This is a genomic window from Stenotrophomonas sp. GD03777, from assembly GCF_029842485.1.
Lineage (GTDB): Bacteria > Pseudomonadota > Gammaproteobacteria > Xanthomonadales > Xanthomonadaceae > Stenotrophomonas > Stenotrophomonas sepilia.
This window is the reverse complement of the sequence record NZ_JAOCGL010000003.1, coordinates 1-21,725: the sequence shown is the minus strand read 5'-3', so window position 1 is coordinate 21,725 and position 21,725 is coordinate 1. Positions and strand designations below refer to the sequence as shown.

At 66.9% G+C, this 21,725-nt stretch carries 19 protein-coding genes; 10 read left to right on the top strand and 9 right to left on the bottom strand.

All coding sequences use genetic code 11. From position 1 onward, the window contains the following. Nucleotides 1–3,360 carry a TIM-barrel domain-containing protein gene (locus N5E02_RS01540; protein WP_279945780.1) on the bottom strand — a complete coding sequence of 1,120 codons (3,360 nt, stop codon included), beginning with the start codon at nucleotides 3,358–3,360 and terminating at the stop codon, nucleotides 1–3. A 322-nt stretch (nucleotides 3,361–3,682) separates the two neighbouring features. Here N5E02_RS01540 and N5E02_RS01535 point away from each other — a divergent pair, with 322 nt between their 5' ends. The 6 genes from N5E02_RS01535 to N5E02_RS01510 all read left to right on the top strand — a co-directional run bounded on the left by N5E02_RS01535 (nucleotide 3,683) and on the right by N5E02_RS01510 (nucleotide 11,012). Further along, complete coding sequence (locus tag N5E02_RS01535) at nucleotides 3,683–4,837, top strand: SIS domain-containing protein (RefSeq protein ID WP_005420100.1); 1,155 nt, start codon at nucleotides 3,683–3,685, stop codon at nucleotides 4,835–4,837. After that, nucleotides 4,830–5,768: an ROK family protein gene (locus N5E02_RS01530; protein ID WP_065185864.1), complete on the top strand. Its 939-nt coding sequence runs from the start codon at nucleotides 4,830–4,832 to the stop codon at nucleotides 5,766–5,768. Before N5E02_RS01535 ends, N5E02_RS01530 begins: the two co-directional genes overlap by 8 nt. 16 nt (nucleotides 5,769–5,784) lie before the next feature. Next, nucleotides 5,785–7,119 (top strand): D-tagatose-bisphosphate aldolase, class II, non-catalytic subunit, encoded by a 1,335-nt coding sequence (locus tag N5E02_RS01525; RefSeq protein WP_065185865.1) that lies wholly within the window; start codon nucleotides 5,785–5,787, stop codon nucleotides 7,117–7,119. Between the two features lie 33 nt (nucleotides 7,120–7,152). After that, a complete protein-coding gene (locus N5E02_RS01520) occupies nucleotides 7,153–7,929 on the top strand; it encodes a DeoR family transcriptional regulator (protein WP_005420109.1) in 777 nt (258 codons plus the stop codon). Next, the gene (gene nagA, locus N5E02_RS01515) at nucleotides 7,926–9,041 is read left to right on the top strand and encodes an N-acetylglucosamine-6-phosphate deacetylase (protein WP_279945770.1); all 1,116 of its coding nucleotides are present in this window, start codon (nucleotides 7,926–7,928) and stop codon (nucleotides 9,039–9,041) included. The genes N5E02_RS01520 and nagA overlap by 4 nt, the downstream gene beginning before the upstream one ends. Before the next feature lie 192 nt (nucleotides 9,042–9,233). Further along, entirely contained in the window at nucleotides 9,234–11,012 is a 1,779-nt protein-coding gene (locus N5E02_RS01510; RefSeq protein WP_164092994.1) for an MFS transporter, read from the top strand. Between the two features lie 52 nt (nucleotides 11,013–11,064). On the opposite strand, the gene N5E02_RS01505 is transcribed toward N5E02_RS01510, so the two are convergent. The 8 genes from N5E02_RS01505 to N5E02_RS01470 form a co-directional block, all read right to left on the bottom strand. Beyond that, complete coding sequence (locus tag N5E02_RS01505) at nucleotides 11,065–11,535, bottom strand: hypothetical protein (protein ID WP_235648998.1); 471 nt, start codon at nucleotides 11,533–11,535, stop codon at nucleotides 11,065–11,067. Further along, the gene (locus N5E02_RS01500; RefSeq protein WP_049404389.1) at nucleotides 11,532–12,083 is read right to left on the bottom strand and encodes an HdeD family acid-resistance protein; all 552 of its coding nucleotides are present in this window, start codon (nucleotides 12,081–12,083) and stop codon (nucleotides 11,532–11,534) included. Before N5E02_RS01500 ends, N5E02_RS01505 begins: the two co-directional genes overlap by 4 nt. 1,067 nt (nucleotides 12,084–13,150) lie before the next feature. Further along, a complete protein-coding gene (locus N5E02_RS01495) occupies nucleotides 13,151–13,510 on the bottom strand; it encodes a hypothetical protein (RefSeq protein WP_235648997.1) in 360 nt (119 codons plus the stop codon). A gap of 39 nt (nucleotides 13,511–13,549) precedes the next feature. Then, nucleotides 13,550–14,239: a ComF family protein gene (locus N5E02_RS01490; protein WP_235648996.1), complete on the bottom strand. Its 690-nt coding sequence runs from the start codon at nucleotides 14,237–14,239 to the stop codon at nucleotides 13,550–13,552. A gap of 89 nt (nucleotides 14,240–14,328) precedes the next feature. Beyond that, nucleotides 14,329–15,498 (bottom strand): L-dopachrome tautomerase-related protein, encoded by a 1,170-nt coding sequence (locus N5E02_RS01485; RefSeq protein ID WP_171956203.1) that lies wholly within the window; start codon nucleotides 15,496–15,498, stop codon nucleotides 14,329–14,331. Between the two features lie 191 nt (nucleotides 15,499–15,689). Further along, nucleotides 15,690–16,190 (bottom strand): hypothetical protein, encoded by a 501-nt coding sequence (locus N5E02_RS01480; protein WP_279945769.1) that lies wholly within the window; start codon nucleotides 16,188–16,190, stop codon nucleotides 15,690–15,692. Between the two features lie 23 nt (nucleotides 16,191–16,213). Further along, nucleotides 16,214–17,584: a chloride channel protein gene (locus tag N5E02_RS01475; protein WP_279945768.1), complete on the bottom strand. Its 1,371-nt coding sequence runs from the start codon at nucleotides 17,582–17,584 to the stop codon at nucleotides 16,214–16,216. A gap of 368 nt (nucleotides 17,585–17,952) precedes the next feature. Then, a complete protein-coding gene (locus N5E02_RS01470; RefSeq protein ID WP_095378218.1) occupies nucleotides 17,953–18,261 on the bottom strand; it encodes a hypothetical protein in 309 nt (102 codons plus the stop codon). 159 nt (nucleotides 18,262–18,420) lie between these two features. On the opposite strand from N5E02_RS01470, the gene bioB reads away from it, so the two are divergent. The 4 genes from bioB to N5E02_RS01450 form a co-directional block, all read left to right on the top strand. After that, a complete protein-coding gene (bioB, locus tag N5E02_RS01465) occupies nucleotides 18,421–19,464 on the top strand; it encodes a biotin synthase BioB (protein ID WP_005420125.1) in 1,044 nt (347 codons plus the stop codon). 67 nt (nucleotides 19,465–19,531) lie between these two features. Continuing rightward, entirely contained in the window at nucleotides 19,532–20,755 is a 1,224-nt protein-coding gene (gene bioF, locus N5E02_RS01460; protein WP_279945767.1) for an 8-amino-7-oxononanoate synthase, read from the top strand. 18 nt (nucleotides 20,756–20,773) lie between these two features. Further along, nucleotides 20,774–21,553 (top strand): pimeloyl-ACP methyl ester esterase BioH, encoded by a 780-nt coding sequence (gene bioH / locus N5E02_RS01455; RefSeq protein WP_065177890.1) that lies wholly within the window; start codon nucleotides 20,774–20,776, stop codon nucleotides 21,551–21,553. Nucleotides 21,554–21,582: 29 nt separating this feature from the next. Further along, nucleotides 21,583–21,725 (top strand): SDR family NAD(P)-dependent oxidoreductase (locus N5E02_RS01450; protein ID WP_279945779.1); only part of this gene is annotated, 143 nt, incomplete at its 3' end.

Genomic DNA, 21,725 nt, shown 5'->3' with positions numbered 1-21,725 from the left:
TCATGGGGCGACGATGCTGGCGGAGTCGCCCTCCTGGCCGATCAGTACGGCGTTGGCCCAGTTGGCACAGACCTGGGCGGGTTGGCTGCCCTGCGCACCCAGCGTGCGCAGGCTCAGGGTGGAAAGGCCACGGATGTCCAGCTCCGGCTTGACCACGCCGGGCGCCTTCACCAGGCCGCTGTCGTACAGCAGGCGGTTGTCGCCCCATACCTGGAACTGCAGGCCGCCGGCGTTGCGGCAGGCGTCGTCGATGCCGAGGTCGGCACGCAGCAGGTGCCAGCCGCCCTGCAGGCGCAGGTCGATGCGGCTGTTGGCGCCGACCCCCAGGCCACGGCGGAACTGCAGGCCGTTCATGCGCATGCCGGCGTCGCCACGGAAGGACTGGTCGGTACGCAGCTGGCTGGCCAGCGCGGCCGGCACCGGCAGCTCGGAGAGATAGCGCTGCCGGGCCGGTCGCTCCGGTTCCTGGTGTTCGAGGATGTGGAAGGTGGACAGTGCGATCGGGCCGACGTCGCGCGGCTGCAGTGCATCGAACGCGCGGGCGCTGCCTTGGGCGGCGGTCACCATCGGGTCGGTGCTGCTGGCGCCGTCGCCTTCGGGGTTCTGCACGCTCAGTACGCGGAAGCGCAGCAGGCGGCCGGCATGGGCCGGGAAGTCGATGCGTTGCACGCCTTCCTTCAGCTGCAGGCGGCCACGGGCGATCGGCTCGCCCCACTCGCCATTGCTGTCGCCCAGGTACACCTCGTAATCGCGCACCTGGCCGTGCTTCCAGTTCTTGTCGTTGCGCGGCGCGATGTCGATGCCATCGATCATCCTGCGTTCGCCGAAGCCGATCACCCACTCGTGCGCGCCAGTGCGCACGGCCTGGTTGCGCACGCTGCGGAACCAGGTGTTGGGATCGTCATCGAAGGCGTTCTCCAGCGCATGGCCGGGCTCCTCGGCCGGGCGGTTGACCACCAGCAGGCTGTCTGCGGGCAGTTCGCGGCCGAGTACCGGCGCGGCCGGATAGGCATCGTCGGCGGCCGCAGCGGCCGCCGCGAAGTCCAGCTGCAGCTGCAGCGGCTGGCGGATGTCCTGGACAGCGGTACGCACGTGCAGCGTGCCACGGCGCTCCTTGGCATCGAAGTACCAGCCTTCAGCCGCACCGTTGAACGCCGCCGCATCGGCCAGCGCCGGCAACGCGCGGCCACCGGCCTGCACTGCACGTGGCGCCTGCCGGCTGAGCACGCGCAGGCCATAACGACGCTGCGCCAGCTGGCCGTTGTACTGGCCCTGCACCGCATCGATCTGCACCTGCACCGGGCCACTGCCCAGTGCAGGCGCCTGCACGCGGATTACCTGCGTGCTCGACTCACCCTGCTGGTAACGGCGCGTGTTGCCATCGTCTTCGTACAACGTGTACTGCGAGTCGCCCTGCGGGTACAGGTCGAAGGTCACTTCATCGAGCGGCTTTTCGCCGTCGAACAGCATCGACGGGTACATCGGCAGGATCGCACCGGCGCGCACGAACACCGGCAGCGTGGCCAGGTCCACCTGGCGGTCCAGCTGGCGGCCGTCGGCACCGGCCTGCACGCGGCGGCCGTCCCAGTAGTCGATCCACCCCCCGGCCGGCAGGTGGATGTCGCGGCGCCAGCCACGGCTGGCGGCCTGGCTGCGGTACACCGGCGCCACCAGCAGGTCGCGGCCGAGCAGGAACTGGTACTTGTAGGTCTCATCCTGTGCATGCGGGTCGCGCGGGTAGTCCCACATCAGCCCCCGCACCGGCGGTGCGCCGGTCTGCGCGGCCTCGTGCACCAGCCCATACATGTACGGGGTCAGGCGCATCTTCAACTTCAGGTAGTCGCGGTTGATGCTGCGGTACGGCTCGTCGTACCACCACGGGTGCTTGCGCGCGTTCGACGACCAGCCGCTCATGCCCATCAGCACCGGGGTGAACGCCTTCCACTGCAGGTCGCGGGTGAAGGTCTCGGCGCTGCCGCCGAAGATTGCATCAACGTCGCCACTGGCGTAGGCCATGCCGGACAGGCCCGAACCGACCAGGGTCGGCACGTGCCAGCGGATGTAATCCCAGCTGCTGCTCTGGTCGCCGGTCCACGCTACGGCGTAGCGCTGGATACCGGCCCAGCCCATCACCGTCCACAGGAACGGGCGCGAATCGGAGTTGTCGAGGATGCCGTTGAACGCCTGGCGGTTGGCATCCATCGCGAACTGGTAGCCCTTGCCGGTCCAGGCCACGTCCAGCTTCTGCACGCGGCTGCCGGCCTTGCCGACTTCCCAGGCGATCTTGTCGACACCGTTCTCGGTCCACAGGCCGGTGCGGAAGCCGTAGGCGGCAAGCCCCTTCACCGTTTCCGGCAACTGCTTGTAGCCGCAGCCGTAGCCATCGTTGGGCAGAATCCAGCCACCGGGCATGTCGTGGGCGCGGTACTGCTTGGCCACGCTGTCGATCACATCCGGCGTGGTGCCGGTCGGGCCGTCGCTCCAGCCTTCGGGCACGGTGCCGGGCTTCTTGCTGTTGTCGCCGTCGTTGTAGCAGTCGGCATCGCCATAGGACAGCGCCCAGCGCGCCACCATGTTCGGGCGGCCGGTCAGCTGGGTGTAACGCTCGATCAGCTTGGGCAGGTCCGCGCCGACGAAGTAGTAGGCATCGAAACGGTCTTCGCGATGCAGCAGCGTGGCCTGGTCGGGCTGGCGCAGGTCGTAGCTGCCATCGCTCCAGGTATTGCGCAGCATGCCCCAGCCACGGCTGCTCAGCAGCATGGGTGCCGGGCTGGGGCGGTCGCCCTCTTCCCAGCCGCCGGAATAGGACACCTCCAGCTCGCGGCCCTTGAACTGATAGCGGCCGTTCTGCTGGCCGCCACCGAAGTAGCCCTCATCGGCCTGCGACGACAGCACCTGCACGCTCTGCGTGGCCTCCAGGTCCAGCGGCTGCAGTTCCTGCCACAGCGCGGTGGGCTGGCCGTTGTCCAGGCGTTCCAGGCGCATGCGCAGCGGTTGCCGCTGCACATGCAGGACCAGTGCGTCGGTACGCACGCGGATTTCCTGCGCGTCTTCTTCCAGCTGCGCCTGCACGTTCGCCTTGGGCTGCGGCAGCACGATCGGTGCGGCCTTGTCGCCGGCGCCGGTCAACGTGCCGTTGCGGCCGGCCTGCACGCGGATGATGTCGGTCGCCGGCAGTTCAATGCGGATGCCCGCGCCCTTGTCGGTCTGCAGGTCCCAGCCCTGCACGCCATCGCGGCTGGCGCTGGCGCTGACCGATCGCAGGTTTCCGACCGGCTCGGCCCGGGCCGTCATGGACGCCAGCATCAAGGCCGGCAACAGGGCCAGCATCAGCGGCGAGCGACGTACGCAGTTTTCCACGCGGACTCCCAACCCGTTCACCGGGCGTTTCGAAAGCGATTGGGCCGACTCTAGGGCAGCGATTCGAAAGATGTCAACAAATTGAAAGGAAAAAGGAAGATATATTCCATTGAAACGAAAGTTGTTGCGTCGCAATACTTTGTGTAAGCGCTTGCAGTCGCCTGTTAAGCATTGTGCGATACGGCATTTGACCCGTCCTTTCGTTTTCATGGTCATGCCGCGACTGGGAAAGCCACTCGGCCATTTTCTTTCTTTTTACTTTCGATGTTTGACATTTCGAAAGAAAACACAGATGGTGCGCTGGCCCAACTGGAACCTCCGAATGGACGTCACCCTGCTTTCCGATGTGTCCGCCTGGCAGCGCCTTGGCGGAGCCGATACCGCAATCGAAATCGCCCAGCAGCCTGCGCTGTGGGAAGCACTCGCACAGGACCTGTCGCGTGCCCGCGACCGCCTGCAGGCCTTCCTCGGCGACAGCCTCAACGATCCCAACCAGCGCGTGCTGTTCACCGGCGCCGGCAGTTCCGGCTTCATCGCCGAGATGGTGGCCGACGCGATCAACGCACAGTGGGCGGCCGAGGTGCGCGTGGTGCACACCACCAGCCTGCTGACCCACCCGGCGCTGTACCTGCAGCGTGACCGCCCGACCCTGCTGGTGTCGTTCGGCCGCAGTGGCTCCAGCCCGGAAAGCGTGGCAGCGGTGGATCGCGTGCGCAGCGACGTGGACGACGCGCGCTTCCTCGACATCACCTGCAACGCCGATGGCGAACTGGCCCGCCGTGGCGCCGGCCGTGGCGATACGTGCACCCTGCTGATGCCGTCGGCCAGCTGCGACCGTGCCTTCGCCATGACCAGCAGCCTGACCTGCATGCTGCTGGCGGCACTGACGGTGTTTGATCGCTCGCCGTGGGATGCGCGCGTGGCGCGCCTGAAGCAGATCGCCGCGCTGGCCCGCGAAGGGCAGGCGCAGTGGGACGCACCAGTGGCAACGCTTGCGCAGCGCCCGTTCAACCGCGTGATCTACCTTGGCAGCGGCCCGCTGGAAGCGCTGGCCCGCGAGTGTGCACTGAAGGTGCTGGAGCTGACCGCTGGCCGCGTTCTGGCGCTGGCCAACACGCCGCTGGGCTTCCGTCACGGTCCCAAGTCGACGCTGGATGGCAACACCCTGGTGGTGGTGCTGCGCAGCGTGCAGCCGCTCGCGCGCCGCTACGAGCAGGACCTGCTGGACGAACTGCGCCGCGATGGCGTGGCCGGGCAGGTGCTGGCGATCGGTCCACATTCGGACATCGGCGCCGATGACGATTACACCCTCACCGTACCGGCGCTGGACGATCCGTGGCTGGCACCGGTGTGGCTGGGCTTCGCGCAGCTGTTCGCGCTGCAGCGCTCGGCCGCGCTGGGACTGACCCCGGACAACCCGTTCCCGGACGGCACCGTCAACCGCGTCGTCAAGGGCGTCACCATCCACCATGGCTGAGCTGATCGCCCACGCCTGCTATGGCATCGACATCGGCGGCACCAAGATCGAGCTGGTGGCGTGCGATGCGGCGATGCAGGTCACCTGGCGCCGCCGCGTGGCCACGCCGCAGGGCGACTACGATGGTTTCCTGCAGGCCGTGGTGACGCTGGTGGCCGAGGCCGACGCCGCGCTGGGCCGGAATGATGCGGCCATCGGCATTGCCCTGCCCGGCGTGCGTGACCGCCGCAGTGGCCGCCAGCTCAGCGCGAACGTGCCCGCACTGACCGGCCAATGCGTGGCGCAGGATCTGCAGGCGCGGCTGCAACGCTCGCTGCATTTCGGCAACGACCTGCAGTGCTTTGCCCTGTCGGAAGCGCACGGCGGCGCCGCCGACGGCTTCCCCAGCATGTTCGGCGCCATCCTCGGCACCGGTGCCGGCGGTGGCTTCTGCCTGCAGGGCCGGCTGCTGTCCGGCTTCAACGGTCTGGCCGGCGAATGGGGCCACTGGAGCGTGCCCGGCCATCTGCTGCAGCGCCATGGCCTGCCGCTGCTGGACTGCGGCTGCGGCCTGCAGGGCTGCGTGGAGCGCTATGTGTCCGGCAGCGGATTGGCCATGATCGAGCGCCACCTCGGAGGCAGCGCCGTCGATGCCAGTGCGGTGATCACGCTGGCAGAAGCCGGCGATGCCCGCGCGCGCAAGGCGCTGGACATTCATCGTGATCTGCTCGGCCACAGCCTGGCCGCGCTGGTGCTGGCGCTGGACCCGCACGTGATCGTGCTCGGCGGTGGCCTCTCGCAGTACGCGCCGCTGTACCGGCAGCTGCCGGCCGCCCTCGCCACCCATCTGTTCAATGGCGTGCAGGTCCCGCCGATCGTGCCGCCACGGTTCGGCGATGCCGGTGGCGCACGTGGTGCCGCCCTGCTCGCCTGCCAACCCTCGTTTTCCTGATCTCCGGAGCCTGACCATGTCCCCGTTGCAGACCCTGCTTGCTTCCCACCGCGCCGGCGCCAACGTCGGCCTGTACAGCGTCTGCTGCAGCAACGAGCAGGTGCTGCGCGCGGCCATGCACGTCGCCCTGGCGCATGGCACCGTGCTGCTGGTCGAGGCCACCTCCAACCAGGTCGACCAGTTCGGCGGCTATACCGGCATGACCCCGCCGCAGTACCGCGACTACGTCGGTACCCTGGCCGATGAAGAAGGCTTCCCGCGCGAGCGGCTGATCCTGGGCGGCGACCACCTCGGCCCGAATGCCTGGCAGAAGCGCCCGGCGGCCGAAGCGATGACCCACGCGCGCGTGCTGATCGAAGCCTACGTCGCCGCCGGTTTCCACAAGATCCATCTGGATTGCAGCATGTCCTGCGCCGATGATCCGGTGCCACTGCCCGATGCCATCGTCGCTGCGCGCTCGGCCGAGCTGGCCGAAATCGCCGAACGCACCGCCGCCGAACATGGCCTGCCGCCGCCGGTCTACGTGATCGGTACCGAAGTGCCGATTCCCGGTGGAGAAGCCTCGCTTGCCGAGGGCCTGCAGGTGACCACGCCGGCCGCCGCCGCGCAGACCCTGGCCATCCACCGGCAGGCCTTCGATACCCCGCAGCTGCGCGATGCGTGGCAGCGTGTGATCGCGATGGTGGTGCAGCCGGGCGTGGACTTCGATCACAGCAGCGTGCACGAGTACGACGCCGCCGCTGCCAGTACGCTGGCCGATTTCCTCGAACAGCAGCCACGCATCGTGTTCGAAGCGCACTCCACCGACTACCAGCGCGAGAGCGGCCTGCACGCGCTGGTGCGCGACCACTTCGCCATCCTCAAGGTCGGGCCCGCGGCCACCTTCGCCTACCGCGAAGCGCTGTTCGCGCTGGCCGCGATCGAGGCCGAACTGCTGCCGGCGGCACAGTGCTCGCGCCTGCCGCAGGTGCTGGACGAGGTGATGGTGGCGCAGCCGAAGTACTGGCAGTCCTACTACCAGGGCGATGACACTGCGCTGCGCCTGCTGCGCAGCTACTCCTTCAGTGACCGCTGCCGTTACTACTGGGGCGAGCCCGCGCTGGTGCAGGCGGTGCAGACCCTGTTCGCCAACCTGGAACAGCACGCGCCGCCACTGGTGCTGCTCAGCCAGTACCTGCCGGAGCAGTACCGCGCCGTGCGTGAGGGCACGCTGGCCAACACCCCCACCGCGCTGGTGCAGCACCGCATCGGCCTGTGCCTGGGCGAGTACGCGCGCGCCTGCAGCGCCAACCAGGCCGGAACCCGCACGCAGAACGCACGTTCGGCTGCCGCAGTTGCTGCGAACGGCTAATCTCTACCTTTCCCCGCGAAACCGAGAATGGCCATGCGCAACACCCGCTCCCGCCGGCAACAGATCCTGCAGCTGCTGATCGAGCACGGCTCGGTGCAGGTGGCCGATCTGGTCGAGCGTTTCGGCGTGTCGGCGGTGACCATCCGTGCCGACCTGACCCACTTCGAGTCGCAGGGCCTGGCCAACCGCACCCACGGCGGCGCCACCCTGGTGCGCACGCCGCCGCAGGAACAGGACATCCATGAGAAGGACGCGCTGAACCTGCCGTTGAAGGAATCGATCGGTGCGCGCGCTGCGCGCCTGGTGCAGCCGGGCGACAACATCATCATCGATTCCGGCTCGACCACGATGACGCTGGCTCGCCACCTGCGCGCGCATCGCGACGTGACGGTGATGACCAATGGCCTGAACATCGCCTGGGAACTGGCCAATGCCGCAGGCATCACCGTGCTGCTGACCGGTGGCCTGCTGCGCCAGCAGTCGCTGTCGCTGCAGGGCAGCCAGGCCGAGGCCAGCCTCAACTCGTACAGCTTCGACACCCTGTTCCTTGGCGTGGATGGCCTGGACCTGCAGTTCGGCCTGACCACCCACGACGAGGCCGAAGCCCGCCTCAACCACCGCATGGTCGAGCGCGCGCGCCGCATCGTGGTGCTGACCGACGCCTCCAAGTTCGGCCGTGTCAGCCTGCACCGCATCGCCCGCCTCGACCAGATCCACGCCATCATCACCGACGCCGGCATCGACGAGGCAACCCGCGAAGGGCTGCAGCGGCTGGGTATCGAAGTGATCATTGCCGAGCCTCCCGCATGACCGACATCCGTTCCCTGCATGGCCGCATCCTCACCCCGCTGGGCTGGCGGCGTGGCCAGGTCCACTTCGATTCACACGTGCGCCAGCTGCAGGTGGATGACCACAGTGGTGCTGACGACCTGCAGCTGCCGGTGATCCTGCCCGGCTTCATCGACCTGCATGTGCACGGCGCGGCCGGGGTGGATCTGATGCAGGGCGGCGACGTGGCGCGCACCATCGCGCGCACCCATCTGCGCTTCGGTACCACCACGCTGCTGGCAACCACCATGACCGCCGGCCTGGATGAGATCGAGCACGCGCTGAAGGGCGTGGCTGCGACGATGGCGGCGCCCGATGCCGATGCCGCCAGCATCGTCGGCGTGCATCTGGAAGGACCGTTCATCAGCCCGCAGCGGCTCGGTGCACAGCCCAACCGTACGATCGAGGCGACGCTGGCGCTGGTGCAGCAACTGCACGCACTGGCGCCGATCCGGGTAATGACGCTGGCACCGGAAATCGGCGATCACACCGCACTGATTCCGGCGCTTTCGGCGATGGGCATCCGCGTGCAGCTCGGCCACAGCGCCGGCACCTACGAGGAAGGCGTAGCCGCGCTGCAGGCCGGCGCCTCCGGCTTCACCCATCTGTTCAATGGCATGACCGGTGTCGACCATTACCGACCCGGCATCGCCGCGGCGGCGCTGGCGCATGCACAGTACGCCGAGATCATTCCCGACCTGCAGCACATCCATCCCGGCGTGATCCGCCTGGCCGCGCGCGCGATCCCGCGCCTGTATGCGGTGACCGACGCGACGGCCGCCACCGGCATGCCCGACGGCGAGTACGCGCTGGGCGAGCAGCGCGTGCACAAGTGCGGCGGCTGCGTGCGCCTGGCGACCGGTTCACTGGCCGGCAGCGCGCTGACCATGGACCAGGCGCTGCGCAACCTGGTGCGCGTGGGCCTGGAGCTGGCCGATGCCTCGCAGCGCGTTTCCACCTTCCCGGCCGACTATCTGGGCCTGGGCGATCGCGGCCGCATCGCGCCCGACGCCCGTGCCGACCTGGTGGTGCTGGACGCCGAACTGCGCCTGCAGCAGGTGGTCATTGGTGGGCGCGTGATCGATCTGACCTGACGCAAGCGATGCGGCCCGGATGCCGCGCGGGCTCCCTGTAGAGCCGAGCCATGCTCGGCTCACCGCACGAAGCGCGGCATGGGGAACCTCGATATCGGAACGGAAAGCAGCCGAGCATGGCTCGGCTCTACAGAATGCACTCTGCGACGAACCGCCGCCTGGCCTGGCCCGGCGCTACCACAGGAACTGCCGATGACTGCAAGCACCGCTCCGCGCTGGCCCGTACGTTACCTGCTCTTCATCGGCGGCCTCGGTGGCCTGCTGTACGGCATCGACATCGGCATCATCGCCGGCGCCCTGCCCTATCTTGAAGCCACCGCCAGCCACGCCTGGCAGCTCAGCAGCCAGCAGCTTGGCTTCGTGGTGGCCGCGGTACTGCTGGGCAGCGTGCTGTCCTCGCTGTTCGCCGGCATGATCGCCGACCTGATCGGCCGCCGCGGCGCGATGCTGCTGGCCGGCCTGCTGTTCACCGCCTCGATTCCGATCATGGCGCTGGCCTCCGGTTACACGCCGCTGCTGCTGGGCCGCCTGCTGCAGGGCATCAGTGGCGGTTTGATCGGTGTAGTGATTCCGCTGTACCTGGCCGAAGTGCTCAGCCCCGAGCGACGCGGGCGCGGCGCCGCGATGTTCCAGCTGCTGCTGACCGTTGGCCTGGTGCTGGCAGCCCTGATCGGCCTGTACCACGCCCACGCCGTGGATGCCGCCGCCGAAACCGTGCGCTCGCTGCCGCTGGCACAGCAGGCGCAGGAGCTGTTCACGGTGAAGGACCACGCCTGGCGCACCATCTTCTGGACCTGCCTGGCGCCGGGCCTGCTGTTCTGCGCGGGCATCTTCTGGCTGTCCGAATCGCCACGCTGGCTGGTACGCCGGGGCCGCATTGATGAAGCCCGCCGCAGCCTGCAGCGCGTACTGCCCGCTGCCGATGTGGAGCCCACCCTTGCGCAGATCCAGGCGCCGGAATCGAGCAGCAGCCACAGCAAGCGCGATCCACTGCTCAGCCGCCGCTACGTGGTGCCGTTCCTGCTCGCCTGCGTCGTGCTGGCCTGCACCCAGGCCACCGGCATCAACTCGGTACTGGCCTACGCGGTGAACATCCTCAATCAGGCCGGCCTGTCCGGTTCAGTGGCCAACGGCGCCGACGTGGCGATCAAGCTGCTGAATGCGGTGATGACCGTGGTCGCGTTGCTGCTGGTCGACCGCAAGGGCCGCAAGTTCCTGCTGATGCTCGGCAGCGGTGGTATCTGCGTGGCCCTGCTGGCCGCGGCCACGCTGTTCTTCCAGGCCGAGCGCGGTCGCGCTGATGTGCAGCCGCAGTTGCAGGCGGCGGTCAACGGCGATGGCCTGCAGCTGGTGCTGGATGAAGCCCAGTGGCAGCGCCTCGGTGCTGGCATCGACAGCGAGGGCCGGCCGCTGCAGCTGACCGTGTCGTACGCCTACGGCGACTTCACCAATGTGCGCGCCGTGCGCAGCGACAACCTGATTGATCGCGAACTGCGTATCGACCGCACCGGCACCGTACAGCCGGACAGCGTGATCGGCGCATTCTTCCGCAAGTTGCATCTGAACCCGTTCGCCGACCCCGCCAGTGCCGCGCAGGCGCCGCTGCGCGTCGAACAGGCCCGCATCGGCCCGGTGCCGCCACCGGCACACGGCTGGGCCGTGGCCGCCTGCATCCTGGTGTTCGTCGCGTTCTTCGCGGTCGGCCCCGGCGTGTGCGTGTGGCTGGCACTGTCGGAGCTGATGCCGAACCGCATCCGTTCCAATGGCATGAGCATCGCGCTGCTGATCAACCAGTTCGTGTCGACCACCATCGCCGCCATCTTCCTGCCCACGGTGGGCCACTACGGCTACGCCAGCATGTTCGTGTTCTGGGCGGCGTGCACCTTCGTGTTCTTCTTGGTAGCCGCGTTCTGGCTGCCGGAGACCAAGGGCAAGTCGCTGGAGGAGATCGAGGCACGGTTCGCCCGGTAGCGGTCGACCTTGGTCGACCTCCGCGCGCAACGCGTTGGTGTTGGCGCGCCCGTCACTGACCGGTGATGTGCTTCGCCAACGCCTGCGCCTCGGCGATGCTCGGCAATCCGCTCAGCATCATCGATTCACCGAACGGGCCTTTCACCGTCGCCACCATCAGCACGCGGCCGTCCACGCTGAGCGCCGCGCGCTGGCCCACCAGTGCTTCCGTGCCATAGTGGATGCGCTGGTGCGCTTCGTGTCGAAAGCGGATCTGCAGGCCAGGTTGCTTGTCCTGATCCAGCACGTAGCGCACATCGGCAATGTCGGCGCTGCCGGCGATCGGCGGCTCGCGCAGGGCCAGGGTTTCGCCTTGCCATTGCGCCGGCTTGCCTTTGCCGGAGGCGTCCACCGCGCTCAGGCGCACATCCACGCCAGGGCGCGGCACGTGATCCTTCCCTGCCAAGCCACCGGGCGTGGCGCCCGGCATGCAGCCGGCCAGGGTCAAGGCCACGCCCAGCAACAGCGGAAGCGCAGCCCTCACTTCAGCTTCCGCAGCTTGAATGCCACCAGCACCTGCAGCAGGCCGTACAGCAGGCTGCCGATGCCGATCCACAGCGTAGTTACCGCCACGCCGGCATATGGATTCGCCGCAAACAGCAGGCCCAGCACCACGGCCAGCACGCCGCTGAGGATCAGCAACCATTCGCCCTGGATCTGCTTGCGCACGCGGATCGCGAACACGATGCGATAGATGCCGGCCACCAGCAGCCACGCCGCCAGGAACAGCACCAGCACGCTGGCGGTGGCCAGCGGATTGATCACCGCCAGGATGCCGAAGCCCAGCGAGGCGAGGGCGTACAGCGCCAGCCAGCCGCGCGACGCGCCGCTACCGCCACTGATCAGGGCGAACAGGCTGATGACGCCCTCGACGATGGCCATCACGCCGAGCGTCCAGGCCAATGCCATGGCCGCCGACAATGGCCAGCCGATGGCGACGATGCCGAAGCCAAGAGCGACCAGGCCATACAGCAGGAGGATCCACCAGCTACGGCCGATTGCCGACAACAGGGGAGACAAGGGGGAATTCATGGCCACTCCTTCGATCCGGAACCGGGTTCATCGTAGCCGTTCGAGATGAAGGGGGAGATGACGGTGATCGTTGGCGGGTTCGTCGTGGGCCGGCGCTGCCATGGACGAAATTGCTCCGATCTCATCAATAGACAACAGCTGTCGTTCTTCTTCGCGTCGCCCGGCGCCCCATTTCGCCAGCGACGGTGAGCCGGGTGGGGCTGATGCCACTGCCATTGATCCTGGCGCGGGATCGGTCAGCAGAACAAGGCTCATCACCTCATGACCTCAAACTGCGCTGACCTTAGTGAAATCTGCGCAATTGTTGCGCCGCCCCCATCGCAGAACTCAACCTCATAGGCTTCCTCTGGCTCGGAGAGTACGGCAACTACCACCCCGAGACTGCCACGATAAATTCCCACTGAAGGAATATCCTCCAACAAGCGTACACCTTCATTGATTCTAAAATTCATATATAAATTACTTCACAAATACTGCTGTCAGCTCTGGAGCATCTGATCCGAGCTTATAGATCCATCCACCTCTAACGACCCCGCCCCAAATGCAAGAATATGAGTAGATCTACACCGCCCCCAGAACAAGCCTATTAAAACGTTCAAGTTCCGAAGGACTTACATCCTGATACTCACAATTCAATCCCGAACCACAAACAAAGCCGATACGTTCACTATATGCGGCATATACCGAACCAGAGCTATCCACTGATGAGAACACATCCAAGGAGGGGCTACTCAGTTCCGATCCACACCAGGAAATGATTGCGCCCCCCTCAACAAACCATTCCAGTGATCGCCTAATGCATATCAACCACTCGTCCTCATCAGGCCAGGAATTTATCTTAACTTCGGCGGACAAATTGCTCATACCTTGCCCCTCCCACTCCCTGAATCTCACATCGACGCGACCACTCCATATGTCCTCAAACGAGGCCCTATTCTTGCCAAATTCGCCAATCGAACCACAACTCCAATACCCGTAGAAAATAGTTCCGCATACCTCCTCCTGATAAACAACACGACCAGACTGGTCTGGAATGGCCCAATATATTCCGAGGCTGCCTTTCGTTATCATAGTCCGAAATTCTTGATCTGCTGCGGGGATGGCTTGATCGCTGTAACAATATCTCCAGCCGCTATCATGCCGCGAGGCTCCTTCGCCACAAAGATAACAACGTCCTCTCCGTTAATTTTCCCATAAAAGCCTTTAACCGGCTGCCCGCCTTGAACCATTACGTGATCAAAAGTTTTTATTGGTTTTGTAAGAATAGCCCGCCCAATATCCTGAAATGCCTGCCGAGCGGCTTTTGACCCAGAATTCTCCGTAATTATTCCAGCTTCAATCAAATGCCTGGCAGAGTGATAGGGTCTTTGCATCCGTGCACCCATTGCGGCGATGCAGTCGAGCACCGCGCGCTGAAGGATGGGCATCCTTCAGCTGCCGTCATGCGATGTCAATCGCTCCCGTCGTCACGGCACCCGTGCGCACACCCATGCCCGCACGTCCCTGGCACCCGCCAGCCGCAACGTCTCGGCGATTTCCATCACGGTGCTGCCGGTGGTCATCACATCGTCAACCACGGTCAATCGGGGTGGCACCGGACCGCGTACATCGAACGCATCGAACAGGTTTTCCCTGCGTTGCTCGGCCGTTCGTTCGGACTGCGGTGCGGTATGCCGCCGCCGGTACAGCCCATGCCAGACCGGCAACGGCAGCAGCCGGCACAGCTCGGCGGCCTGGTTGTAGCCGCGTTGGCGCAGGCGGCGGCGGTGCAGGGGTACCGGCGCCAGTGGTGGGCATGACCAGGCGGGCGGGGCCCGCTGCATCAACTGCGCCAGCAGGCGGCCAGCCGCCAGGTCCTGATGGAACTTGTAGCGCACCAGCAGTTGGTCCACTGGCGGCAGGTACAACAGGCTGGCATGAGTGGCCGTCTGCGGTGGCGCTTCCTCGCGGCAGCTGCCGCAGACGATCAGGGCGGCGTCCGGCAGCGGCAGCGCGCAACGCAGGCAGGCGCGGCCGGCCCAGGGTAGTTCGGCGAGGCAGGCGCGGCATAGGTCAAGGCCATCATGGCCTGGGTCGTCACAGACCAGGCAGCGCAATGGCAGCAGCAGGCGAAGCACGGCCTGCAGGCTCCAGGCGGCGGGGGTAAAGGCAGGCATACGTTGCAGCGTGAGCACCTCGATGGCGCGATGCCATCGGCTGTGTTCCCAGTGGGCCGTAGGAACTTTCACCGCTCTACCGGATCACTTCATCTCGTGGGCGCCGGCGCGGCATCCACCCGCGTGCGGTACACCATGTACGGCGCCTGCCGCCGATCAACGCCGCCATTGAATCCGGCTTGGCGGTGCAGCTGGTTGGCGGTGAAGTACAGATAGCCGTCCGGCCCCATCGACAACGTATCCGGCCACAGGATGCGCGGGTCGTGAACCACGGTCGTCCATCGCCCCTGCGCGTCGCGGGCATGGATCGCGTTGTGCTCGTAGTCGCTGGCATACAACCGCCCGTTGGCGTCCATCTCCATGCCATCGGAGGCGCCCTTGTCGCCGTGGTCGACCACCGCGGCCGCCAGTTCCGCTTCACTCACCTTCGGATCGCGCAGCAGCGCGGTCGGCACGCTGTACAGATGACGGCTGGACAAGGGCGTGTAGAACAGCGTGGCGCCATCGGGCGACAGGGCGATGCCATCGGCGGCCACGGTGAACGGCTGCGTCGAACCATCCGCGTTGCGCAGCCGCATCTGCTGCCCCTCCACGATCGGCACGAAGGCGGGATCGGCCGAGGTTGATACGTGGCCGACCAGTCGCTTGGACGCGACGCCAGTAGCGAGGTCGATCACGATGATGCCGCCGATACCGCTCAGCGACGAGTCGGTCACGTAGGCCACGCCCTCGCGGCCGACCCGGAAGTCGAAGCGCACATCGTTGACGTAGGTGCGCGCGTCGATGACGTTGGCCGGGAACACCAGTGTCCTGGCCACGGTATTGGTAGCCAGATCGATCGCCACCAGCTTGGCGCCACCGGCCTGCGGTGCGGAGAATCCGGGCGCTGCAGTGTCCAACACCCACAGCCGGCCCTGGCCATCGGCCACCACGCTCTGCACGCTGATGAAGTGTGCAGCCGGGTCGGCTCCGTCCGCGCTGTTGATGCGCGCATCCGGATAGGGAACGGCGCGGCCGTCGCGCCATTCGGCCACGCTGTAGCTCACGTCATCGCCCCAGCGCGGGAAGTTGAGGAAGATGCGCCCGGTTTCAGATACCGCCACGCTGGTGGGCATGGCACCCTCGAGACGCGCCACCGGTTCGAGGGTACCGATGCTGCGCTCGCTGGGCAGCATGGGCGCGCCGGACATCGCCAGCGCGGGGGAACTGGTCAGAGCCAGGAGGGCAGCCGCCAGGCTGCGGATACGGCAGTTGATCATGGTGCTCTCGATGCGGGTCCGGGTGCAGCCCCGGTGTCGATGCATCTTCTGCGTCGCGCGTGGCATCGGGTAGACGGTGCAGCGCGGAATCAGCTTCACTGCCGGAGTGAAAATGGAGGGCTGATTGATCGCATTGATTGAAGCAATGATCGTTGTCTATCCGTTGCGTGCCTGCCTTGCGGCAAACCCGCTCAAGACATCTCAACGGCTGCCAACGCGGTTTCGAACCTGTGCTGGCCCTCTTCACCCCACCAGGGAACGGTCATCACGCCCCCCTGCCGCTGCAACTGGTGCAGAAGGAGCAGGAAGGCCTGGACCTCCCGCTGGCCCCATGACGCTCCCATGTGGTAATCGAGCGTCAACCCATGGCGCATGACGAGAACACCCAGTTCTGGCAGAAGAACGCCGCCACAGGCAATGTCTGCAAGACCGACATGGAAGGGTTCCACTTCGTCCTGGATAACGCTTCGCGCGTCGCCCGGTCCCATGAACGGCTGACCACGATCTTCTGCACGGTGCCAGAGTTGCACGCTTCCAGAACCCGCGGCGCGGGCACCGCAGGCAAACAGATAGGCGAACGCATCGGCCGTTCCGGCGGCCTCACGGTACGCGAGCTCCACTTCCGGAAGCGAGCCATCATCGGTGACGAAGTAGCACCGTAACGTCGCCAACAGCTCCTGTGGGATGAACATTGCGACTCCAGGCTGCATTGCTCCTAATCATCTCCATTTTCACGGGTGCGGGAGGTTCGCACGGCAGGCGCCTTGACAGCCACATCTCCAGCCGTTTTCGGCACCATCAACAGCTCCGCCAACCCACGGTAGATCGGCACGCGGCACACCAGCCCGGACACGCCGCGCGCGATCAGCACCGTGGCCAGGATCGGCAGGAGCAGATCACCACTGTCGGTCAGCTCCAGCGAGATCACCGCCGAGGTCAGCGGGGCCTGGGTGACGCCGGTCAGGTAGGCACACATGCCCAGCAGCACGAACGCACGCGGATCCACGCCCGGCATCAACATCGCCAGGTTATGCCCAAGACCGGCACCGACCGCCAGCGCCGGCGAGAACAGGCCGCCGGGGATGCCCGCCACGTAGGACGCCAGATTCGCCAGCAGCTTCACCAGACCGAACTCGTGGCCCACCATCGCCTGCCCCTGCACCAGGCTGCGCGCCTGTTCGTAGCCGGTGCCGAATGCGCCTTCTCCGAACGCCAGGGCCAGCAGCACCACCACCAGCCCGCAGCCTGCGGCCAGCAACACGGGATGCCGCTGCCGCAGTTGCCCGAGCCAACGGGGGCGGCCCGCCGCACTGGCCAACACCGCGCGCGCGAACAATCCGCCCAGCAATCCGGCCACTGCGCCGCACAGCAGGATCGCCAGCCAGCCCTGGCCGAGCGGCAGGCGCGCACTCACATGGCCGAAGTAGGTGTAGTTGCCGAGCAGGCCCAGCGAGACCACGCCACCGACGATCACTGCGGTCAGCAGGGTGCCGGAGAAGCGATGCTCGAAGCGGCCGCTGAGCTCCTCGATGGCGAAGACGATGCCGGCCAGCGGTGTGTTGAACGCCGCCGCGATGCCGGCCGCGCCCCCGGCCAGCAGGAAGTGCGAGAGTTCGCGCGGGTCCTTGAAGCCGAACCAGCGGCCGAACAGGTACATCAGGCTCGCGCCCACATGCACGGTCGGGCCCTCGCGACCAACGGACGCGCCACCGAGCAGGGACAGCGAGGTCAGCAGCAGCTTGCCCGCCGAGACCGCGGGCGACAGGTTGGTCTTGCGGAAGGACTCGTCCGGCCTGTCCAGTGCGGCAATGACCTGCGGAATGCCACTGCCGCGGGTGGGTTTGAGCGCACCCGCGGTCAGCCAGGCCAGCAACGCGAAGATGCCGGGCGTGAGCAGCAGGGCCCACCACGGCGAGTGCGCGGTGATGCGCTGGAACAGATGGAAGGCCGCGTCGCTGGCCTTGGCAAACAGGATGGCCACCAGCGCTACGGCCACAGCACCGCCCCAGAGCGCGGCACGGCGGCGCCAGGCCTCACTGAGAACCAGCGCGGTGATGCGGCCGCGGAGGCGATTGAGATCGGTCATGCAGGACAGTCTGGATGCGGCGGGTGCGAGCGGACAGCGGCTACTGTGGCTGAAGGCCTTGCAGGATGCGGTGAAATGCCCCGATACGGGTCGTCCCGACTGCCTGCCCCGTGCGTACATCGCTGGACGCGCAGGCGCTCCCGCCACCGGCGCTTTTTCACCCCGCGCTTCCAGTACACCGCGCGCAACCCGTTCGCGCACACGCTGGGCGTAGAAGACATCGGCAATGCCGGGGTGGCGCTGCGGGTCCAGCGACATCGCGTTCCCCACGATGCAGGCGATGTTCGGAACTGTCCATCGCAGTGGAAACGCAGTTGCGCATCGATCCGGGCGATGCCTCCATCGGTCAGCGCGGCGGTGCTTTGCCGCTACTGGTCGGTGAGAGGGACATCGCTGTCAGGACCTTCGTCCGTATCACGCAGGCAACCGTTTATCGCCAACAAGCGAACCAAGACATAGTGACCGAATGCTTCAAGTTCCTCCTTCGGCAGCATCGCCGGATCGAGCTCCCCCGCCGCGTAGTCCTTGAAGGTCACGAAGGTGTGATTCTTCCACTGCCCCGGCGCATCGGCCTGACGCAGATCATCCAGCACCACGCGCAGGCCGCCGTCAGGAAGTGCGGCCAGGCTGCACAGCACCGCGTCGCGGCGGATCGGATAGGTCTGGTAGCTGTTCATGGCATGTACTCGCGCGTCCGTATGCAGCAATGAACTTACACCGTAGCGCCCATTCATGGCGGCCGCTCAATGTAAACTTTTCTATATAGAATTTGGTTGACAGCACTCACCCACCCCCCCACACTGCCGCCCTCGCTCCACTCGTACCCAAGGTCCGCCATGGCTGCTGCCATCCGCCACGACTGGCAACACGACGAACTGCAGGCCCTGTTCGACCTGCCGTTGCCCGAGCTGCTGTTCCGCGCCGCGGCGGTCCACCGTGAGCACTTCGACCCGGCGCAGGTGCAGGTCTCCACGCTGCTGTCGGTGAAGACCGGAGGCTGCCCGGAAGACTGCGCGTACTGCCCTCAGGCGCAGCGCTACAGCACCGGGGTGAACGCTCAGAAGCTGATGGACACCGATGCGGTGCTGGCCAAGGCCCGCCAGGCCAAGGCCGCCGGTGCGTCGCGTTTCTGCATGGGTGCCGCGTGGCGATCACCGAAGGACCGCGACATCCCGAAGGTAGCGGCGATGATCGCCGGGGTGAAGGCGCTGGGCCTGGAGACCTGCGCCACGCTGGGCATGCTCAGTGGCGAACAGGCACGCGCGCTGAAGGACGCCGGCCTGGACTACTACAACCACAACCTCGACACCGCACCGGACTACTACGATTCGATCATCCACACGCGCCAGTACCAGGACCGCCTGGACACGCTGGAGCACGTGCGCGAGGCCGGCCTGAAGACCTGCTGCGGCGGCATTGTCGGCATGGGCGAGACGCGCGCGCAGCGCGTTGGCCTGCTGCTGGCGCTGGCCACGCTGCCGGCGCATCCCGATTCGGTGCCGATCAACAGGCTGGTGCAGGTGGCGGGCACCCCGCTGCATGGCAGCGCGGAGCTGGACCCGTTCGAATTCGTGCGCATGATCGCGGTGGCACGCATCGCCATGCCGCGCTCGATGGTGCGGCTGTCGGCCGGGCGCGAAGCCATGAGTGACGAACTGCAGGCGCTGTGCTTCCTGGCCGGTGCCAATTCGATCTTCTACGGCGACAAGCTGCTGACCACCGGCAACCCGGAGAGTGAGCGCGACCTGGCCCTGTTCGCCCGGCTGGGACTGCAACCGATGGCGGTGCAGGTGGATGCCGAGGGCCACGATCACGGCGGTACAGTGCACGCCGACATCAGCGCCGATGCGCCCGGCTGCGGCTGCGCTCACGCGGCCTGAGACGGGGTACAAGCAGGCGTCGCGGCAACGCGCTACCCTAGCCGCCCCGTCGCCGCATTCAGCCGCCATGGCCCGCCCCGACCTGACCGCCCGCCTCCACGCCCAGCGCGCCCTGCGCGATGCCCAAGGCCGTCGCCGCACGCGGCGCACGGTCAACCGTCGTGATGGCGTCCGCCTGGAAGTGGACGGCCAGTGGCTGACCGGCTTCTGCAGCAATGATTATCTGGGCCTGGCCCAGCAGTTCAGCGTGGTCAACGCGCTGCAGGATGCCGCCGCACGCGAAGGCACCGGCGCCGGTGCATCGCATCTGGTCTGCGGCCACCACGCCCTGCATGACGCGCTGGAGCGCGAAGTGGCGGAGTGGCTGGGCTACCCGCGCGCGCTGCTGTTCGGTAGTGGCTTCGCCGCCAACCTGGCCGTGCAGCAGGCACTGCTGAGCGAAGAGAGTGATGTCTGCGTGCAGGACAAGCTCAACCACGCCAGCCTCTTGGATGCGACGCGGCTGGCCGGTGCGCGCCTGCGCCGTTATCCGCACCTTGATGCCGAAGGCGCGATGCGCCAGCTCAAGCACGCGCCCGACGGCGCGGCGATGCTGGCCACCGATGGTGTCTTCAGCATGGATGGCGACATCGCACCGCTGCGTGCATTGTCGCTTGTGGCACGCCTGCAGCAGGCGCTGTTCTATGTGGACGATGCGCACGGCGTAGGCGTGGTCGGTGACGGCCGTGGTGCCGTGGCCGCCGCCGGGCTGGGCGTGGACGATGTGCCGCTTCAGCTGGTCACGCTGGGCAAGGCACTGGGCGGTTCCGGCGCGCTGGTGCTGGGCCGCGACGATCTGGTCGAGCACCTGGCTGAAACCGCACGCCCCTACATCTACACCACGGCGATGCCGCCACCGCTGGCCGCCGCTGCACTGGAAGCGGTGCGCCTGGCACGCCGTGACAACTGGCGCCGCTCGAAACTGACCGACCTGATCGCGCTGTTCCGCAGCGAGGCACGCCGCCATGGCCTGGACCTGATGGCTTCGGAAACGCCGATCCAACCGCTGCTGTGTGGTGACGATCACCACGCCGTGGCGATGTCCAAGGCACTGGAGCAGGCTGGTTGGCTGGTCGGCGCGATCCGTCCGCCCACGGTGCCCGAAGGCAAGGCGCGCCTGCGTGTGACCCTGTCCGCCCTGCACACGCCGGAACAGGTGCGTGGCCTGGTGGACGCGATCGCCAGCGCGCGCGATCGCGTGGATCTGGCGGTGCGTGACGCCGCGCCACCGCCATTGCCTGTCTTTGCCTGAGCCTGCTGTCGTTTTCCCATGCATATCGACGTCACCGGCCAGGGGCCGGACCTGGTACTGATCCATGGCTGGGCCCTGCAGGGCGGTGTGTTCGCACCCTTGGTGCAGCGCCTGGCCGACCGGTTCACCCTGCATCTGGTTGATCTGCCGGGCCATGGCCACAGCCGCGAAGACACCACGCCGTTGCGCCTGCCGTTCGTGGTGAACGCCATTGCCGCGGCCACGCCGCCGGCGGTGTGGTGCGGCTGGTCACTGGGCGGCCTGTTCGCACTGCACGCCGCCGCAACGCTTCCGAAAGTGCGCGGGCTGGCGATGATCGCGGCCACGCCGCGCTTCGTGCGCGGCCACGACTGGCCGCATGCGGTGGAGCCGGCGGTCTTCGAGCAGTTCGGGCGCGAGCTGGCGACCGATTTCGGTGGCACCCTGGAACGCTTCCTGGCGCTGGATGTGATGGGCTCGGCGCACGCCCGCGAGGAGCTGCGCACGCTGCGCCAACGCCTGGTTGAGCGCGGCGCGCCCACCGAACGGGCCCTGCTGGAAGGCCTGCGCCTGCTGGAAAGCACCGACCTGCGCGGCGCATTGCCAACACTGGGCAAACCCAGCCTGTGGATCGCCGGCCAGCGCGACCGGCTGGTGTCTCCGGCGGCGATGCAGGCCGCTGCGGCATTGGCCCCGGGTGCGCAGGCGCTGACCATCGCCCATGGCGGCCACGCGCCCTTCCTCGGCCATGCCGACGAGGTGGCCAGCGCCCTGCAACACTTCGTTGCCGGCCTGTCACCGGCCGATGGCGGACAATGAGCGCCTTCCTCATTCCACGGGATTGACGCATGGATCTGGGTATCAACGGCCGCTGGGCACTGGTCTGCGGCGCAAGCAAGGGCTTGGGCCTGGGCTGCGCGCGTGCGCTGGTGCGCGAGGGCGTCAACGTGGTGATCGTGGCCCGTGGCGAGGCTGCACTGCAGGTTGCCGC

Bases quoted from the DNA above. Each gene is read 5' to 3' on its own strand.
- nagA (WP_279945770.1), top strand. From the start codon at position 7,926: ATGACCGACATCCGTTCCCTGCATGGCCGCATCCTCACCCCGCTGGGC.
- N5E02_RS01495 (WP_235648997.1), bottom strand. From the start codon at position 13,510: ATGCCCATCCTTCAGCGCGCGGTGCTCGACTGCATCGCCGCAATGGGT.
- N5E02_RS01525 (WP_065185865.1), top strand. From the start codon at position 5,785: ATGTCCCCGTTGCAGACCCTGCTTGCTTCCCACCGCGCCGGCGCCAAC.
- N5E02_RS01490 (WP_235648996.1), bottom strand. From the start codon at position 14,239: ATGCCTGCCTTTACCCCCGCCGCCTGGAGCCTGCAGGCCGTGCTTCGC.
- N5E02_RS01520 (WP_005420109.1), top strand. From the start codon at position 7,153: ATGCGCAACACCCGCTCCCGCCGGCAACAGATCCTGCAGCTGCTGATC.
- N5E02_RS01530 (WP_065185864.1), top strand. From the start codon at position 4,830: ATGGCTGAGCTGATCGCCCACGCCTGCTATGGCATCGACATCGGCGGC.
- bioH (WP_065177890.1), top strand. From the start codon at position 20,774: ATGCATATCGACGTCACCGGCCAGGGGCCGGACCTGGTACTGATCCAT.
- N5E02_RS01500 (WP_049404389.1), bottom strand. From the start codon at position 12,083: ATGAATTCCCCCTTGTCTCCCCTGTTGTCGGCAATCGGCCGTAGCTGG.
- N5E02_RS01510 (WP_164092994.1), top strand. From the start codon at position 9,234: ATGACTGCAAGCACCGCTCCGCGCTGGCCCGTACGTTACCTGCTCTTC.
- N5E02_RS01470 (WP_095378218.1), bottom strand. From the start codon at position 18,261: ATGAACAGCTACCAGACCTATCCGATCCGCCGCGACGCGGTGCTGTGC.
- bioB (WP_005420125.1), top strand. From the start codon at position 18,421: ATGGCTGCTGCCATCCGCCACGACTGGCAACACGACGAACTGCAGGCC.
- N5E02_RS01485 (WP_171956203.1), bottom strand. From the start codon at position 15,498: ATGATCAACTGCCGTATCCGCAGCCTGGCGGCTGCCCTCCTGGCTCTG.
- N5E02_RS01480 (WP_279945769.1), bottom strand. From the start codon at position 16,190: ATGTTCATCCCACAGGAGCTGTTGGCGACGTTACGGTGCTACTTCGTC.
- N5E02_RS01475 (WP_279945768.1), bottom strand. From the start codon at position 17,584: ATGACCGATCTCAATCGCCTCCGCGGCCGCATCACCGCGCTGGTTCTC.
- bioF (WP_279945767.1), top strand. From the start codon at position 19,532: ATGGCCCGCCCCGACCTGACCGCCCGCCTCCACGCCCAGCGCGCCCTG.
- N5E02_RS01535 (WP_005420100.1), top strand. From the start codon at position 3,683: ATGGACGTCACCCTGCTTTCCGATGTGTCCGCCTGGCAGCGCCTTGGC.